15 protein-coding genes are annotated in these 13,968 nt (G+C 66.8%); 11 read left to right on the top strand and 4 right to left on the bottom strand.

What is annotated here, in order from left to right; translation table 11 throughout:
- Positions 1-12 precede the first annotated feature (12 nt).
- The 3 genes from ACIHA7_RS05020 to ACIHA7_RS05010 form a co-directional block, all read right to left on the bottom strand.
- Positions 13-885, bottom strand: a complete 873-nt coding sequence (locus ACIHA7_RS05020; protein ID WP_397285665.1) for an aldo/keto reductase — start codon at positions 883-885, stop codon at positions 13-15.
- Positions 886-954: 69 nt separating this feature from the next.
- On the bottom strand, positions 955-1,650 hold the full coding sequence (locus tag ACIHA7_RS05015) for a type 1 glutamine amidotransferase domain-containing protein (RefSeq protein ID WP_397285663.1): 696 nt from the start codon (positions 1,648-1,650) through the stop codon (positions 955-957).
- Between the two features lie 51 nt (positions 1,651-1,701).
- Positions 1,702-2,523 carry a carboxymuconolactone decarboxylase family protein gene (locus ACIHA7_RS05010; protein WP_397285662.1) on the bottom strand — a complete coding sequence of 274 codons (822 nt, stop codon included), beginning with the start codon at positions 2,521-2,523 and terminating at the stop codon, positions 1,702-1,704.
- A gap of 131 nt (positions 2,524-2,654) precedes the next feature.
- Between ACIHA7_RS05010 and ACIHA7_RS05005 the strand changes: the two genes are divergently transcribed.
- Complete coding sequence (locus ACIHA7_RS05005) at positions 2,655-3,785, top strand: serine hydrolase domain-containing protein (protein ID WP_397285660.1); 1,131 nt, start codon at positions 2,655-2,657, stop codon at positions 3,783-3,785.
- Between the two features lie 69 nt (positions 3,786-3,854).
- Here the strand turns inward: ACIHA7_RS05005 and ACIHA7_RS05000 are convergent, their stop codons facing one another.
- Complete coding sequence (locus tag ACIHA7_RS05000) at positions 3,855-4,757, bottom strand: oxygenase MpaB family protein (RefSeq protein ID WP_397285658.1); 903 nt, start codon at positions 4,755-4,757, stop codon at positions 3,855-3,857.
- 287 nt (positions 4,758-5,044) lie between these two features.
- On the opposite strand from ACIHA7_RS05000, the gene ACIHA7_RS04995 reads away from it, so the two are divergent.
- The 10 genes from ACIHA7_RS04995 to ACIHA7_RS04950 are packed head-to-tail and all read left to right on the top strand — an operon-like array spanning position 5,045 to position 13,964.
- A complete protein-coding gene (locus ACIHA7_RS04995) occupies positions 5,045-5,269 on the top strand; it encodes a hypothetical protein (protein WP_397285656.1) in 225 nt (74 codons plus the stop codon).
- Positions 5,269-5,457, top strand: coding sequence for a hypothetical protein (locus ACIHA7_RS04990; protein ID WP_397285654.1), 189 nt, complete (start codon positions 5,269-5,271; stop codon positions 5,455-5,457). Before ACIHA7_RS04995 ends, ACIHA7_RS04990 begins: the two co-directional genes overlap by 1 nt.
- A 13-nt stretch (positions 5,458-5,470) precedes the next feature.
- On the top strand, positions 5,471-6,325 hold the full coding sequence (locus tag ACIHA7_RS04985) for an MlaE family ABC transporter permease (protein WP_397285652.1): 855 nt from the start codon (positions 5,471-5,473) through the stop codon (positions 6,323-6,325).
- 1 nt (position 6,326) lies between these two features.
- Positions 6,327-7,190, top strand: a complete 864-nt coding sequence (locus ACIHA7_RS04980) for an ABC transporter permease (protein ID WP_397285650.1) — start codon at positions 6,327-6,329, stop codon at positions 7,188-7,190.
- An 8-nt stretch (positions 7,191-7,198) separates the two neighbouring features.
- Complete coding sequence (locus ACIHA7_RS04975) at positions 7,199-8,563, top strand: MCE family protein (protein ID WP_397285648.1); 1,365 nt, start codon at positions 7,199-7,201, stop codon at positions 8,561-8,563.
- A gap of 2 nt (positions 8,564-8,565) precedes the next feature.
- A complete protein-coding gene (locus ACIHA7_RS04970) occupies positions 8,566-9,588 on the top strand; it encodes an MCE family protein (RefSeq protein WP_397285646.1) in 1,023 nt (340 codons plus the stop codon).
- Positions 9,585-10,610, top strand: coding sequence for an MCE family protein (locus tag ACIHA7_RS04965; protein WP_397285644.1), 1,026 nt, complete (start codon positions 9,585-9,587; stop codon positions 10,608-10,610). Before ACIHA7_RS04970 ends, ACIHA7_RS04965 begins: the two co-directional genes overlap by 4 nt.
- Positions 10,610-11,710 (top strand): MCE family protein, encoded by a 1,101-nt coding sequence (locus ACIHA7_RS04960; RefSeq protein WP_397285642.1) that lies wholly within the window; start codon positions 10,610-10,612, stop codon positions 11,708-11,710. Before ACIHA7_RS04965 ends, ACIHA7_RS04960 begins: the two co-directional genes overlap by 1 nt.
- On the top strand, positions 11,707-12,789 hold the full coding sequence (locus ACIHA7_RS04955; protein ID WP_397285640.1) for an MCE family protein: 1,083 nt from the start codon (positions 11,707-11,709) through the stop codon (positions 12,787-12,789). The genes ACIHA7_RS04960 and ACIHA7_RS04955 overlap by 4 nt, the downstream gene beginning before the upstream one ends.
- Positions 12,786-13,964 (top strand): MCE family protein, encoded by a 1,179-nt coding sequence (locus ACIHA7_RS04950; protein ID WP_397285638.1) that lies wholly within the window; start codon positions 12,786-12,788, stop codon positions 13,962-13,964. The genes ACIHA7_RS04955 and ACIHA7_RS04950 overlap by 4 nt, the downstream gene beginning before the upstream one ends.
- The last annotated feature ends 4 nt before the right edge of the window (positions 13,965-13,968 follow it).

Genomic DNA, 13,968 nt, shown 5'->3' with positions numbered 1-13,968 from the left:
GTCGGGGTGAGTTCAGGCGGCCGCGGACAGCGCCTCGAACTCCTTGTCGGTCAGCGTGATGCGCGCGGCGTCGGTGTTCTCCTCGAGGTGCGCGATGCTGGAGGTGCCCGGAATCGGCAGCACCACCGGCGAGCGGCGCAGCAGCCAGGCGAGCGCGAGCTGGGCGGGGGTCGAGCCGTGGTCCTCGGCGATCGCGTCGAGCGGGCCACCCGGCCTGGCGAGTTCGCCGGTGGCGATGGGGAACCAGGGGATGAACGCGATGTTCTCCTGCTCGGCGTACTCGAGCACATCCTCGTCGGCGCGGTTGGCCAGGTTGTACAGGTTCTGCACCGAGACGATGGTGGCGATCTCGCGGGCTTGCCGCAGCTGGTCGACGCTCACCTGCGAGACGCCGATGTGGCGAATCTTGCCCTCCTGCTGGAGCAATACCAGCTCGCCGAGCTGGTCGGCCAGCGGCACCTGCGGGTCGATGCGGTGCAGCTGATAGAGATCGATCTGCTCCAGGCCCAGGTTGCGCAGGCTCAGTTCGGTCTGCTGGCGCAGATATTCGGGCCTGCCGACCGGACGCCAGTCGCCAGGGCCGCTCCGGGTCAGCCCGCCCTTGGTGGCGATCACCAGGTCATCGGCGTAGGGGTGCAAGGCCTTACGAATGAGCTGTTCGCTGACGAACGGGCCGTAGGAGTCGGCGGTGTCGATGAAGGTGACGCCGAGCTCCACGGCTCGGCGCAGCACCCGGACCGCCTCGTCGGGATCCTTGGGGTCACCCCAGACGCCGGGGCCGGTCAGCTGCATGGCCCCGTAGCCGAGCCGGTGCACGGGTAGGTCACCGCCGAGCGCGAAGGTGCCGGATGCCGCGGCGGGCCGCGCGTGCAGGTTGGTGCTCATGGGTTCGGTTCCTTCCGAAGGGGAATTGCGCGAGAGCGGGCGAGCCGGTGTGCGGTCAGCAGCGGAACCTCAGCCGAGCGCCCGCAGCAGTTCCTGTGCCACCGCCGCGGACGAGGCCGGGTTCTGCCCGGTGATCAGGTTACGGTCGACGACGACCTGCGGCGCCCACGGCTCGCCCTCGCGGAAATCGGCGCCGAGCTCGACGAGCCGATCCTGCAACAGCCACTTGGCCTTGTCGGCCAGGCCGCCTTGGCGCTCCTCCGCGTTGGTGAAGCCGGTGAGCCGGTAGCCCGCGAACGGATTGGTGCCGTCGGCGCCGGTGGCGGCGAGCAGCGCGGCGGGGCCGTGGCACACCACCGCGAGCGGTTTGCCGGATGCCAAGGTGGCGGTGAGGAGTTCGCCCGATTCGGCGTTCACCGCGAGATCCTCCATCGGGCCGTGGCCGCCGGGGTAGAAGACCGCGGCATAGTCGGCGAGGTCTACCTCGGACAACGTGACGGGGTGTTTCAGCTCCGCACTCGCCGCGAGCACCTCGGCTCGTTTGTCGGCGCCCTCCTGCCCGCCGTTGAACTCGGGCGCCAGGCTCCCCTTGTCGACCGGCGGCACCACCCCGCCCGGGGTGGCGACGACGATCTCGTGGCCCGCCGCCTTGGCCGCCTCGTACGGCACGGCGAACTCTTCGGCCCAGAAGCCGGTGGGGTGCGGGGTGCCGTCGGCAAGTGTCCAGGTGTCGGCACCGGTCAGTACGAACAGTATTTTCGCCATACGGTCGACAGTACGAGCGTCTCCGTAGACTGGCCAATGGGAACGCCGATATCAGACATCGGAATTCTGATCGCTGTTTCGCTCGGCGAAGACCGTGCGTGCCACCGCGATTCCGTTGAGCGCGGCCGGGAAACCGACATACCCCACCATCTGGATCAGCACCTCGACGACCTCCGCTTCGGTACCACCGACATTGAGCAGGCCATGGATGTGGACCGCGAGTTGCGGTGCGACACCGAGTGCGGTGCACATGGCGACCGTCACCAGTTCGCGGGTCTTCAGGTCGAGTTCGGGGCGGGAGTAGATGTCGCCGAACGCGAACTCGACCAGGAGGCGGGCGAAGTCCGGGGCGATGTCTTGCAGCGCGGCGATGACCTGTTCGCCCGCCGCTCCGTCGATCGCGGTCAGGGCGGCCGAACCGCGCTCGAACCGGTCGCCGGCCGGGGCCGAGGCGGTGGCGCGCTCGGCGGGCAGGTCGGTCCGCGCGGCGAACACCTCCTTGGCGGCGGTCAGGCCGTTCAGCGCGGCCGGGAAGCCCGCGTAGACGCTGGCGTGGATGATGACCTCGACGATCTCTGTGCGGGTGCAGCCGACATTGAGCGCGCCGTCGATGTGGAACCGCAGTTGCGGCGCCGCGTTGCCCAGCGCGGCCAGCGCGCCGACCGTGGCCAACTCCCGCTGCCGCAACGTCAGCCCGGGGCGGGAGAGGATGTCGCCGTAGCCGAACTCCACGGTGAGGCGGCCCAGATCAGGAGCGATATCGGCCAGGCTGTCCAGTGCGGCGGGGTACTCCTCGCCGCTGATCTGCCTGAGCAGCGCGATGCCGCGGTCGTAACGATCATTGGTGCTGGTGGAGAGCTGAATGCTGGTCATGCGACGACTGTAAAAGTTGGAGTGCGCTCCAACGCAAGTGCTGACTCATCCTTGTAGGGGAGGTGAGATCAGGGGGATATCGGGGTCTGTCCCCGATGTGGCTGTGACCGTCCGATCCTTAGCGTTCAGGCATGCGCTGTGCACCGATCATCGTCGCCATCTCCGCCGTCGCCCTGCTCGCCGGGTGTACCTCGGAGTCGAAGCCCGAGACCGCGTCCGGTGGCGTGCCGGAGAACAAGATTCGCGCCGTGCAGGCCGACATCGACGGCATTGTCGCGTCGGGGGTTACCGGGGCGATCGCCACCGTCACCGACAACGGCAAGACGGTGGTGCTCACCAGCGGTGTCGCCGATAGGGACACCGGCGCGAAGATTCCCACCGACCCCGCCCAGCACGTCAGGGTGGGCAGTATCGCGAAAACCTTTGTCAGCGCGATCGTTTTGCAGCTCGTCGCGGAGGGCAAGGTGCGGCTGGACGAGCCGGTGGACACCTATCTGCCCGGTCTGCTGCGCGGGGAGGGGATCGACGGGCGGGTGATCACCGTGCGTCAGGTGCTGCGTCATCAGAGCGGACTACCGGAGGTGGCCGCGGATCCGCGCGTCGACGAGTATCGCGCGGCTTTGGAGAACCGCATCATGACGCCCACCGAGGGCATGGCGATCGCGCTACAGCGGCCTGCCGACTTCGCGCCGGGGACCCGGTACGAATACAGCAACACCAACTACTACGTCGCGGCTATGCTCATCGAAAAAGTCACCGGCGCAACGTATGTCGACGAACTGAACCGGCGCATTCTGCAGCCGCACGGGCTGGCCGACACCTATCTGCCCGCGCCGGGCGATCGCGAGATCCGCAGCCCGCACCCCAAAGGCTATGGGGTGGTGGACGGCAAGGTGACCGACGTGTCGCGCATCGAACCGTCGGTACCGTGGGCGGCCGGGGGGCTGATCTCGACGGGGGCCGACTTGAATCGCTTCTATTCGGCGCTGGTCGCCGGTCGGGTGGTCCCCGATCCCCAACTGCGCGAGATGCGCGACGGCGTGCTGATGGACGCGAAGTCTCAGATGCACTATGGCCTCGGCTTGGGTGTCCTCACCTTGCCTTGCGGCGCCGAGTTTTCCGGACACTCGGGCGGTATCTACGGCTTCGTCAGCTGGTCCGGTGCGACGTCGGAGGGGCGCGCGGTGACCTACACGTTCACCAAGGATCCGGAGGCGATGCCGGACCTGGTCGGCCTGCTCGGCCACGCGCTCTGCCCGTAATCGTTCGTGCGAATCGAGGGGTCTCCGCCGTCCGGGCTGATCGCCTGGACGGCGGAGTCATGTGCTCGCTCAGATGAGCTTGCGCTGCTTGCGGATTCGACGGCGCACGTCCGCGAGCAACGCGTGGGTGCCGCCGTGCCGGAGGAAGCGCGGGATGAATCGGTTCACGAAGGCGACGAACACGAACAGATGCTCGAAGCGCCGTTGATCGGTGGCCGTCCATCGCACCTGGAGCTGTTCGCGGAAGACCGGTGCGAGGAAGCCGATCGTGAGGAACTTCAACAGATTTCGGAACGGCAGCCGCAGGTACCAGTGGATCATCCGCAGCTCAAGTAGATCGGTCAGATAGCCGCGCACGTATTCGTCGATGGCGACCTGCTCGCAGGCCTCGTTCCAGTACCGGTCGAAATCCGCGCGAGTCGCGGGCCACATGTCCTCGGTCACCTGCAGGGTGGTGCCCAGCGTCGAGGACGACACGTAGAACGCCTCGGCCTGCTCGTCGCTCATCCGGCCTTGCAGCAGTTGGTAGGTGTCCTCGAAGCCGATGTACAGGCAAGCGGCGACCCACAATTGGAGATTCCGGTCGAAGGCGTTGTACTTCACCGGCGCGCCGGGCGCCGAACGCACCTGCCGGTGTGCGACATTCACCGCCTCCCGGTAGGCGAGGCGCTCCGCTTCGGTGCCGAGAATGGCGACCGCCAGATACTGCGTCGTGGTGCGCGCCCGCTTCCACGGATGGTGCATCAGCGAGCCGGACTCGACCTTGCTCTCCGCGACGCCGTACCCGACGCCAGGGCGCGCCAGCTGCATCACGACATTGGCCGCGGCGCCGGCGAAGGACCAGAAGTCCAGCGCGTCGGAGAGTTTGATCGCCCGCTTCGTGGTCGGCCGGTGCGTGGTGCCGATCTGGATCCGGGTGCGTTCCTTGGACAGCGGGTGGGCGGCGTGGTCGGAGGAGTGAGCGGCGGTCATGGGAGTCCTTTCGTGTCCGGAATCGACTCCGCGTGGCGTAACAACCTGTGAACTGTTGATAACTTAAGCCGAGCAGGATCTGCGCGTCAACGGGTTGTACTGCAGGGGGAAAGTCTTGCGCGTACAGCAATGAATCTACGCCGAACGCTTCCATTGCTGGCGGAATCGTGCGTAACATACGGCCCCATACCGGACCGTGTGGCGTCCGGAACGGATCCAACGGTGGATCCCTTGTGGGTCCCGCCGTGGGCGGCCGGTCGCGTCGACCGGCACGCGAAAGGACACGCATGCTCAAGAGGCTGGATCGGATATTCAGCTACGAGATGAAGGTCTCGGAGTTCCTGGGGACGCTGATCATCCTCGGCATCCCGTACGGCCTGATCGGTGTGGTCTGGACGCTGACCCACACCAGCCACCTACGCGGCATGCACGGCATCGACGTGGTCATCTCGTTCCTGGGTTCGATCGTGTGCTGGCCCGTGCTCACCTTCTCGAATGTGTGCATGACCTGATGATGATTCTCGTCTGGCTGATCGACGCCATGGTGATCGGCGTGAAGGTGCTCGCGGGGCACACGCGGGTCAATCCGGTGCTGCGGTTCGGGTTGTGGTTGGTCGTGCTGAGCGCCGTCGTGGCCGGTGCCGCCGTCCTGGGCTTGCTGCTCGTGCTGCTGCAGCGGCAGCTGAGCGGCACCGCGTGAGAGGCGGCCATCGATGACCAGCATCCAACGGCCGCCGGGCCGTACCGATCTCGAGCAAGCCGTCGACGACCTCAGAGGTCTGTGGCAGCGGCACCCCCAGCGGTCGCTGGAGACGCTGGGCAGGCAGGTGCGACTGGGCCGCGACGCCGTGCTGGAAATGTTCCGCGCACTGCTCACCCGCCGATTCCCGTTCCAGGAATTCATCAAACAGTGTGCGTTCATGTCGAGCGTGTCGGCGGCGCCGACAGTGTTCGTCGCGATACCGGTCGCGGTGGTGGTCTCGATTCAGATCGGCGCCCTGGTGAGTCAGGTCGGCGCGACCACCTTCATCGGCGCCGTCAGCGGGCTCGGCATCATTCGCCAAGGCGCGCCGCTGGTCACCTCGCTGATGATCGCCGGCGCGGTCGGCTCGGCCATCTGCGCCGATCTCGGGTCACGCACGATCAGGGAGGAGATCGACGCCATGAAGGTGATGGGCGTCGATCCGATCCGCAGGCTGGTCGCACCGCGGCTCGCGGCGGCGGTGCTGGTGAGCATGCTGCTGTGCGGATTCGTGGTCTTCGTCGGCTTCGCCACCGGCTACCTGTTCAACGTGTACGCCCAGGGCGGCACGCCGGGCTCGTTCATCAGCAGCTTCGCCTCCTTCGCCGTGGCGAACGACATGATCGTCGCGTTGCTGAAGGCCGCCATCTTCGGCGCGCTCACCGCGATCATCGCCTGCGACATCGGCCTGCACACCAGGGGCGGGCCCGGCGGCGTCGCCAACTCGGTGAACGCGGCGGTGGTCAATGCGGCGCTGATGCTGTTCGCCACCAACATCATCATCACGCAGGTGTACAACACGCTGTTCCCGGCGAAGGTGATCTGAGATGGGCTCGCGTTATACGCCACCGGCGTTGCAGCCGTTCCGGGTGGTCGGCGAGTTCGCGCGTGGACCGGTGCGCGCCAATCGGCGCCTCGGCCATCAGGCCATCACTTTCGTCGCGGCGGTCGCGGCAATTCCGTTCACACTGAAGCACTATCGCAAAGAGGTGCTGCGGCTCACCGCGGACGTCGGATGGGGCAACGGCTCGCTGGTCGTCGGCGGCGGCACCGTCGGCGTCGTCATCATCCTGTGTGGATTCGGCGGGATCACCGTCGGCATGGAGTCCTACACCGCGCTGAACCTGCTGACCATGAACCCGCTGACCGGTGCCATCTCCGGGTTCGCCACCACCCGCGAGATCGGGCCGATCCTGGCGACGCTGGCCTTCGCCATCCAGGCGGGCTGCCGTTTCACCGCGCAGTTGGGCGCGATGCGGATCTCCGAGGAGATCGATGCGCTGGAATCCATCGCCATCCGTCCGCTCCCGTACCTGATCACCACCAGGATGATCGCGGCGACCTTGACCATCGTCCCGCTCTACAGCGTGGGTCTGGCGGTCGCGTACCTGATGACCAAGCTGTCGGTGCTGTTTCTCGGCGGCACCTCGGCGGGCACCTACGACCACTACTTCTTCCAGTTCCTCAACGGCGCCGACGTCTTCTTCTCGGTGCTCAAAGTGATGGTGTTCGTGCTGATCTCGACATTTCTGCAGTGCTACTACGGATATGTGGCCACCGGTGGTCCGGAGGGCGTCGGCCATGCGGCCGGGCGCGCGATCAAGATGGTCATCGTCGTTATGGTTTTCGCGAATCTGTTTCTCACGCTGGCGATCTGGGGCATCGACCCGGGCATCCGGATCTCGGGATAGGGGCCGCGATGATCATCGATCCCAGCGGCCGTGGGCCGAGCCCGCGGCAGCTCTCCCTCGCGGGCATCGCGCTCACCGCGGTGCTGCTGCTGTTGCTGTACCTGCTCGGACTGCGCTACACCGGCCGTTTCGAGGACAACGTCGGCGTGGTCGCCGTGCTCACCAGCACCGGTGACGGGTTGCCCGCGAACGCCGACGTGAAGTTCCGCGGCATGATCGTCGGCTCGGTGGCCGACGTGCAGGTCGTCGCGAAAGGGGAACGGCAGCGCGCCGAGTTGAACCTGAAACCCGCTGTGGCGGCGCTGGTTCCGGCGTCGGTCAAGGCCAGGGTCATCCCCAACAACATCTTCGGTGTGACGGCGATCGAGCTGGTCGACAACGGGCAGACGAGGGAGACGTTGCGCGCGGGGGCGGAGATTCCCGAGGACACCAGCGAGGGCACCGTCCAATTGCAGACCACGCTCAGCGTGCTGCGTGACGTGCTCGATCACATCCAGCCGGAGAAACTGGGCCGGGTGCTCGCCACGCTCGCCGACGCCCTCGACCCGGCCGCGCGGGTACCCGGCTCCACCATCGAGCGGCTGGACACCTGGCTCACCGAGGTGCACGCGATCCCGGGGATCGGCAATCTGCTCGGTGATCTCGGCCGCGCCGCGACCGCGCTGAGCACGTCCGCGCCGGAGCTGGTTGGTGTGCTATCGGAGTCGGTGACCACCGCGCGCACCCTTACCGAGCGGCGCGACCAGCTCGTCGCGCTGCTCACCAACGCGGGCGGGGCGGTCGATTCGGTGAATTCGCTGTTCGCGCGCAACCCCGATGCGGGTAAGGAGGTGGTCTCCGGTGTCGGCGAACTGTTCGGCAGCCTGGCCGAGGATTCGGACGCGCTGCCGCAGACGGCGGCCAATCTCAATGTGTCCCTGCGGAAATTGCGCTCGGTGTTCGGCTTCGGGCCGAGTCGCCAGATGGTCTGGAAGATGGACGTGTCCTTCACGCCGTTTCAGCAGTACACGGCTGCGGATTGCCCACGGTACGGCAGCATGGCCGGGCCACGCTGCGGCGGTAGCTCGGTGCCGGAAGTCGCACCGTCCCAAGAGTATCCGGAACAGCTGGCACCGCAGTGGTTGGATGCGGCGGGCCCCGCGCCGGTCGTACCCAAGCTGCCGAGCATTCCTGGAATTCCGATGATCCCCGGGTTGACCGCCCCCGTCGCGGCGAAGGATCCGGCACCGAATACCTCGGGCGCCAACGGCTTACGCGGCCTGGACGCGGTCGCGGCGATCGTCGGCGGTAAGCCGACCGCGGCGCAGTATCTGCTGCTGTCGCCGCTGCTGGCAGGCGGCTCGGTCATCCCGGCGGACGAGGGCGGTAGCTGATCATGAAATCAGGAAAGGCGCTGGCAGGCTTCAGCCTCTTCGCCGTGGTAGCGATCGTGCTGACGTACACGATCTGGTCCACCCTGCAACGCTCGGTCACCGGCGACACCGACTCCTACTCCGCGACGTTCTCCGATGTGCTCGGCCTGCGGGTCGGCGACGACATTCGGATGGCGGGGGTGCGGGTCGGCCGGGTGGACGCGATCGACTTCGACGGTGACTACCGAGCCCGCATCGAGTTCCGGATCCAGCGCAGACAGCGGTTGACCAGTACCACCAAGGCCATGGTGCGCTACCAGAACCTGATCGGGCAGCGCTATATCGCGCTGGTACCCGGCCCGGGCGGCGGGCAGCCGCTGGCGGCGGGTGCGGCGATACCGCTCGAGCGCACCGAGCCGTCGTTCGATGTGTCCGCGTTGCTGTCCGGGTTCGAACCGTTGTTCAGTGTGCTGCAGCCGGATCAGATCAATTCGCTGTCGGAGACGCTGATCCAGGCTTTGCAGGGCAACAATGTCTCGTTGAGCGCGTTGATCACCCAGGCCGCTGAGCTGGCCGGCACCTTCGGGCAGCGGGACCAGATTCTCGGCGACGTGATCGGCAACCTGAGCAGTGTCATCGCGGGGCTAGCCCATCGCAGCGGGGAACTGGAAACACTGATCACTCAAGCGCGTTCGCTGGTCGAGTCGCTCTACGCGCAAGGCGAGTCGTTGAAGGGGTCGGTCGATCAGGTGGCCACCTCGACCGACTCGCTGGCGCGGCTGATCGCTCAGGTGAAGCCGAATATCGCTCGGGCGCAAGACGATGCGACCAGCGGTGTGGCACTGCTGCTGCTCAACGGCGCCTCGCTGGACCAGGCGGCCGTCGAACTGCCGAGCCTGCTCAACGGCATCGCCAGATTCACCAGCTACGGCGCTTACGGCAATGCCTACATCTGCCGTCTCGATGTCTCGCTGTGGGGTGTGCTGCTGCCGCCGGGACTCTTCTCACAGGTAGGCGGCGATTCGCAATCGGAGGTGTGCCGATGATGACACGAGCGCGATCGCTGATCGGGCGCGCCAGGATGCCGCGCAACCGGCTGCTGTGGCTCGGGCTGCTCGCGGCGGGTTCGGTGGTGCTGCTGCTGGTCGGCTCCAGCGTGCTGTCCCAGGCACGGTTGGGGGACAAGACCATTCAGGCTGAGTTCGCCCAGGCGGCCGGGCTGCGGGCGGGTGCGTCGGTGGATGTGTCCGGCATCGAGGTGGGCTCGGTGCGCGCGGTGCGCCTCGACGGCGCGAAGGTGCTGGTCGACTTGCGGGTGCGCCGGGATCTGCGACTCGGCCCGGACGCGCACGCGGCCATCAAGATGACCACGATCCTGGGCAAGCTGCACGTCGAGCTGGTGCCGGGCAATGGAAAAGGCCTGCCCGGCAACCGGATTGCGCTGGCGAACACGTCGGTGCCGTACAACCTCAGCAAGGTCATCCGTGATCCGGTGTACAAGTCGTCGTTCGAGCGGATCGAGCGGATCGATCCGGCCAAGCTGCGCCAGTCGCTGGATCTGCTCACCAGGCAGATGGGTGATTCGCCGCAGCTCACCGTCGAGGCGTTGAACAGCATCGGCGCGCTGGCCAAGGTGATCAACGACCGCCGCGACGAGGTCGATGTGCTGTTGAAGAGCATGGATCAGGTCGCGCAGCTGGTGTCGGACAACCGCAACAGCGTGCTGCTGCTGCTCACCCGCGGCGAGGCCATCGGCAATGCCGTCGCGGTGCGACAGGGCATGTTGAAGTCGTTGCTGGACAACGTCGCCGAACTCTCCCGGCTGCTCCAGGAGATGGGTCTGGAGAACAACGATCAACTCGGGCCGATGATCCAGAGCCTGAACACCATGTCCGAGGGCCTGGAAAAGAACCGGGAAAACCTCGACTCGCTCTACGAGATCATGCCGGTTGCCTTGCGGCAGTTCAACAATGCGCTCGGCAACGGACCCTACGGCGACGTGTGGGCGCCGTGGATCTTCCCGGACAACTGGCTGTGTTTCGCCGGTGCGGTACAGGGGTGCAACTGATGAAGATAGGTACTTTCCTGAAAACCGCGGTGCTGTGCTGGGTCGCCGCGGTGGCGTCCGGGTGCTCGCTGCTGCCGGACAGTCTGAGCGGGCTGCCGGATCAGTATCTCGGCGAGCATCTGCGGATCAGCGCCGACTTCGAGAACGTCGCCGGTCTGTACGCGGGCAACGATGTCGCGGTCCTCGGGGTCCCGGTGGGCCGGGTCGACACGGTGACGGCCAGGGGCAGCTACGTCGAGGTGACCATGTCCATCGACAAGAACGTCAAGGTGCCGGCCGACGCGATCGCGGCGCTGGTGTCGCCGCAGCTGATCACCAACCGGCACGTCGAACTCGCGCCCGCCTACGAGGGCACCGGCCCGGTGTTGGCCGACGGCGCGCACATCCCGCTCGAGCACACCCGCACACCCGTGGAGCTCGATCGGATCCTGGAGAATTTCGACCAACTGGGTCGAGCGTTGCAGGGCGACAACGAGTCAGGGCCGATGGCGAGCCGGGTGCTTTTCCCGCTGCTCGACGGCAACGGGGACAAGCTGCGCGAGACGCTCGACGCCATGTCCTCGGCGTTCGAGGTCAGCCTGGCCAACGGCGACCAGATCTCCAACACCATCGTGAAACTCAACGAGATCACCCAGATCATCGCCGAGAACGACCAGACGGTGCGGGACTTCAGCGGCAGGCTCACCGAGCTGGTGCAGCTGATGGGCGAGCAGGCGCCGGGCCTCCAGGCGGTGCTGACCCAGCTCAACGACTTCGTCACCAACACCTCCACCGTGGTGGGCACCAACCGCGAGCAATTACTCGGCGCGCTCAACCGTTTCACGGCCCTCACCGGGCAGATGCGGGCCAACGCGCGGGCGGTCACCGAGATCGCCGATGTGACACCGCTGTTCTTCCAGAACCTCGCCAACGCGACCAGCCGCGAGCATCAGGCGCTGCGCCTGCACGGCCTGCTGGACAAGGCGGTGCTCGACGGTGAGGCCCTGTCGGTGTTCTGCGAACGGGTGCAGATGCGCCTGGATGGTTGCCGGACCGGCAAGATCCAGGATTTCGGCCCGGACTTCGGGCTCACCGCCGCGCTGCTCGGACTTACCAAATGAGGACGCGGGCGCTGGCCACGCTGTGCGTCGCCGTTGCGGTCGGCGCGGCCTCGGGCTGCGCGGTGACGGTGGACAATGTGCCGCTGCCGAAGCCGGGTATCGGCGGTCCCGGCTACACCTTGCACGCGGTGTTCCGGGACGCGCTGAACCTGCCCGCCAACGCGCATGTCAAGGTCGGTGGCTCCGATATCGGCATGGTGTCCGCGATCAGCACCACGGACTTTCTCGCGGACGTGGAGATGCAGATCCGCCAGGATATTCAGCTACCGCGGGGGACCACCGCCGAGCTGCGCCAGGCCACGCCGTTGGGCGACATGTACGTCGCGATGACGCTGCCCGCAAAACAGGACGGCGGCGAGCTGCTGCGGCCAGGGGACACCATCGCCCCCGAGCACACCGCGACCGGTGCCTCGGTGGAGCAGCTGATGATGTCGGTCTCGTTGCTGCTCAACGGCGGCGGGCTCAACCAGGCGGCGCGGATCACCGCCGAGATGAACTCCATGTTCGGCGGGCGCGCCCCCGAGCTGTCGCATCTGATCACCGAGATGACCGACGTGCTCGCCGCACTCAATCGGCGCACCGCCGACATCGATGGCGTGCTGACCGGGCTCAATACGCTGACCGGTGAGTTGGCAAGGCGCAAAGCGGAATTGGGTGCCGCCGCGGACACCTTCCCGCCGCTGATCGGTCTCGTTGCCGAAAACAACAGGGCCATCGCCGATCTCATCGCCAAGGTCTCGGTGACCATGGCCGCGCTCGGTGACTTCACCGACACCACCGGCCCCGACTTCCTCAGCTTGTTCGACAGTATCCAGCGGTTGATGTCCGGCTTCACCAAGATGGGTGACGATCTCGCGGGCGCCCTCGACGGGCTGCACGCCATCTACCCGTCGATCTCGGCCAGCCTGGACGGCCCGGTGCTCGCGGTCGCGGCCACCGTGTCCTATCTCAGTGTCGGTGCGCTGACCGACCCGAAGGGCAGCAGGCCACCCGAGATCGGTGATGTGCCGGCCTTCATCGGCAGCCTGGCGCAGGTGATCGAGAAGGTCATCGGTCGGCTGCAAGGCGGTGGGCGATGAACCCGCCGATCTGGCGATGGCTGGTCCGGCACCGGATCGCGGTGGCCAATATCGGCTTGATCATGGTGCTCGTGCTCGGCGCGTCGTACCTGGGCGTCTATGTGCTGCGGATCAATCCGTTGCCGAGCACGTACACGGTCCGGGTCGAGTTGCAGAACTCCGGCGGTCTGGCACCGAACAACGACGTCACCTTCCGCGGTACCCGCGTCGGCCGGGTCGAGGATGTCCGCATCTCCGGCGACGGTGTCGCCGCGATCGCCGAAATCGACAAGACCGCACGGATTCCGGTGGGTGGCACGGTCGCCGTCGGCAGGCTCTCCGCGGCGGGTGAGCAGTATCTGGACTTCCGGCCGGAGGCCGACAGTGGCCCCTATCTGACCGACGGCTCCGTGATCGAGCGCGCACGGACGACGGCGCCGGTGACGATGCAGTCGGTGTTCGCGAGCATGAGCGGGTTGATCGGCGGCATGAATCCCGCACGGCTCAACGTGATCGTGGACGAACTGGACAAGGCGCTGGCCGGTGGCCCGGATCGGCTGCGCAACATGATCTCCGGTATCAGCCGGGCCATGGCCGGATTGACCGACCTACTGCCGCAGACCAGGCAACTCATCGAGAACCTCCAGGTGATCGCCGAGACGACCAGCCACGCGCAGCCGGACCTGACCACCTTGACCACCGGTTCCAGCGCGCTGTTCCAGCAGTTGAGCGCCGCGGATCAGGAAGTGCGCAAGTTCCTCGACCTCGGGCCCGGCCAGCTGGCCACCCTCGGCGGCATCGTGCGCGACACCGAGGATCCGATGACCAACCTGGTCACCAACTTCGTCGCGATCACCAAGGCCGCGAAGCTGCGGGCCCCTGCCATCGCGGCGCTGTTCCCGGCGCTGCGCACGGGTTCGGAGGCGATCGGCATTCCGGCCCATGACAACGCCTACCACACCCTGGTCGACCCGTGGCCGCGGCCGAGCTGTGACTACGACACCGTGCCCGTGGTGCCGACCACGAAGACCGTCGACACCAGGGTCCGGCTCTACAACTACTGCGTCACGAGCAATCCGGCTCTGCAGGTGCGTGGTTCGGCCAACGCGCCGCGACCGAACGTGCCGGACAACGGATCCGGGCCGCCGCCCGGCGTCACCGGCGATGAGCTGTCCCGACCGGCACCTGGCAGATAGAGGA

The sequence above is a fragment of the Nocardia sp. NPDC052316 genome (assembly GCF_044547795.1).
Classification (GTDB): Bacteria; Actinomycetota; Actinomycetes; order Mycobacteriales; family Mycobacteriaceae; genus Nocardia.
Note: the sequence above shows the minus strand (reverse complement) of the source record. Positions and strands in the feature narration are given on the sequence as shown.

What these genes read in the sequence shown, in the direction of transcription:
- ACIHA7_RS04955 (WP_397285640.1), top strand. Translation starts at nt 11,707, where the DNA reads ATGAGGACGCGGGCGCTGGCCACGCTGTGCGTCGCCGTTGCGGTCGGC.
- ACIHA7_RS04970 (WP_397285646.1), top strand. Translation starts at nt 8,566, where the DNA reads ATGAAATCAGGAAAGGCGCTGGCAGGCTTCAGCCTCTTCGCCGTGGTA.
- ACIHA7_RS04985 (WP_397285652.1), top strand. Translation starts at nt 5,471, where the DNA reads ATGACCAGCATCCAACGGCCGCCGGGCCGTACCGATCTCGAGCAAGCC.
- ACIHA7_RS04980 (WP_397285650.1), top strand. Translation starts at nt 6,327, where the DNA reads ATGGGCTCGCGTTATACGCCACCGGCGTTGCAGCCGTTCCGGGTGGTC.
- ACIHA7_RS04995 (WP_397285656.1), top strand. Translation starts at nt 5,045, where the DNA reads ATGCTCAAGAGGCTGGATCGGATATTCAGCTACGAGATGAAGGTCTCG.
- ACIHA7_RS05000 (WP_397285658.1), bottom strand. Translation starts at nt 4,757, where the DNA reads ATGACCGCCGCTCACTCCTCCGACCACGCCGCCCACCCGCTGTCCAAG.
- ACIHA7_RS05010 (WP_397285662.1), bottom strand. Translation starts at nt 2,523, where the DNA reads ATGACCAGCATTCAGCTCTCCACCAGCACCAATGATCGTTACGACCGC.
- ACIHA7_RS04960 (WP_397285642.1), top strand. Translation starts at nt 10,610, where the DNA reads ATGAAGATAGGTACTTTCCTGAAAACCGCGGTGCTGTGCTGGGTCGCC.
- ACIHA7_RS04950 (WP_397285638.1), top strand. Translation starts at nt 12,786, where the DNA reads ATGAACCCGCCGATCTGGCGATGGCTGGTCCGGCACCGGATCGCGGTG.
- ACIHA7_RS04965 (WP_397285644.1), top strand. Translation starts at nt 9,585, where the DNA reads ATGATGACACGAGCGCGATCGCTGATCGGGCGCGCCAGGATGCCGCGC.
- ACIHA7_RS05005 (WP_397285660.1), top strand. Translation starts at nt 2,655, where the DNA reads ATGCGCTGTGCACCGATCATCGTCGCCATCTCCGCCGTCGCCCTGCTC.
- ACIHA7_RS04990 (WP_397285654.1), top strand. Translation starts at nt 5,269, where the DNA reads ATGATGATTCTCGTCTGGCTGATCGACGCCATGGTGATCGGCGTGAAG.
- ACIHA7_RS05015 (WP_397285663.1), bottom strand. Translation starts at nt 1,650, where the DNA reads ATGGCGAAAATACTGTTCGTACTGACCGGTGCCGACACCTGGACACTT.
- ACIHA7_RS04975 (WP_397285648.1), top strand. Translation starts at nt 7,199, where the DNA reads ATGATCATCGATCCCAGCGGCCGTGGGCCGAGCCCGCGGCAGCTCTCC.
- ACIHA7_RS05020 (WP_397285665.1), bottom strand. Translation starts at nt 885, where the DNA reads ATGAGCACCAACCTGCACGCGCGGCCCGCCGCGGCATCCGGCACCTTC.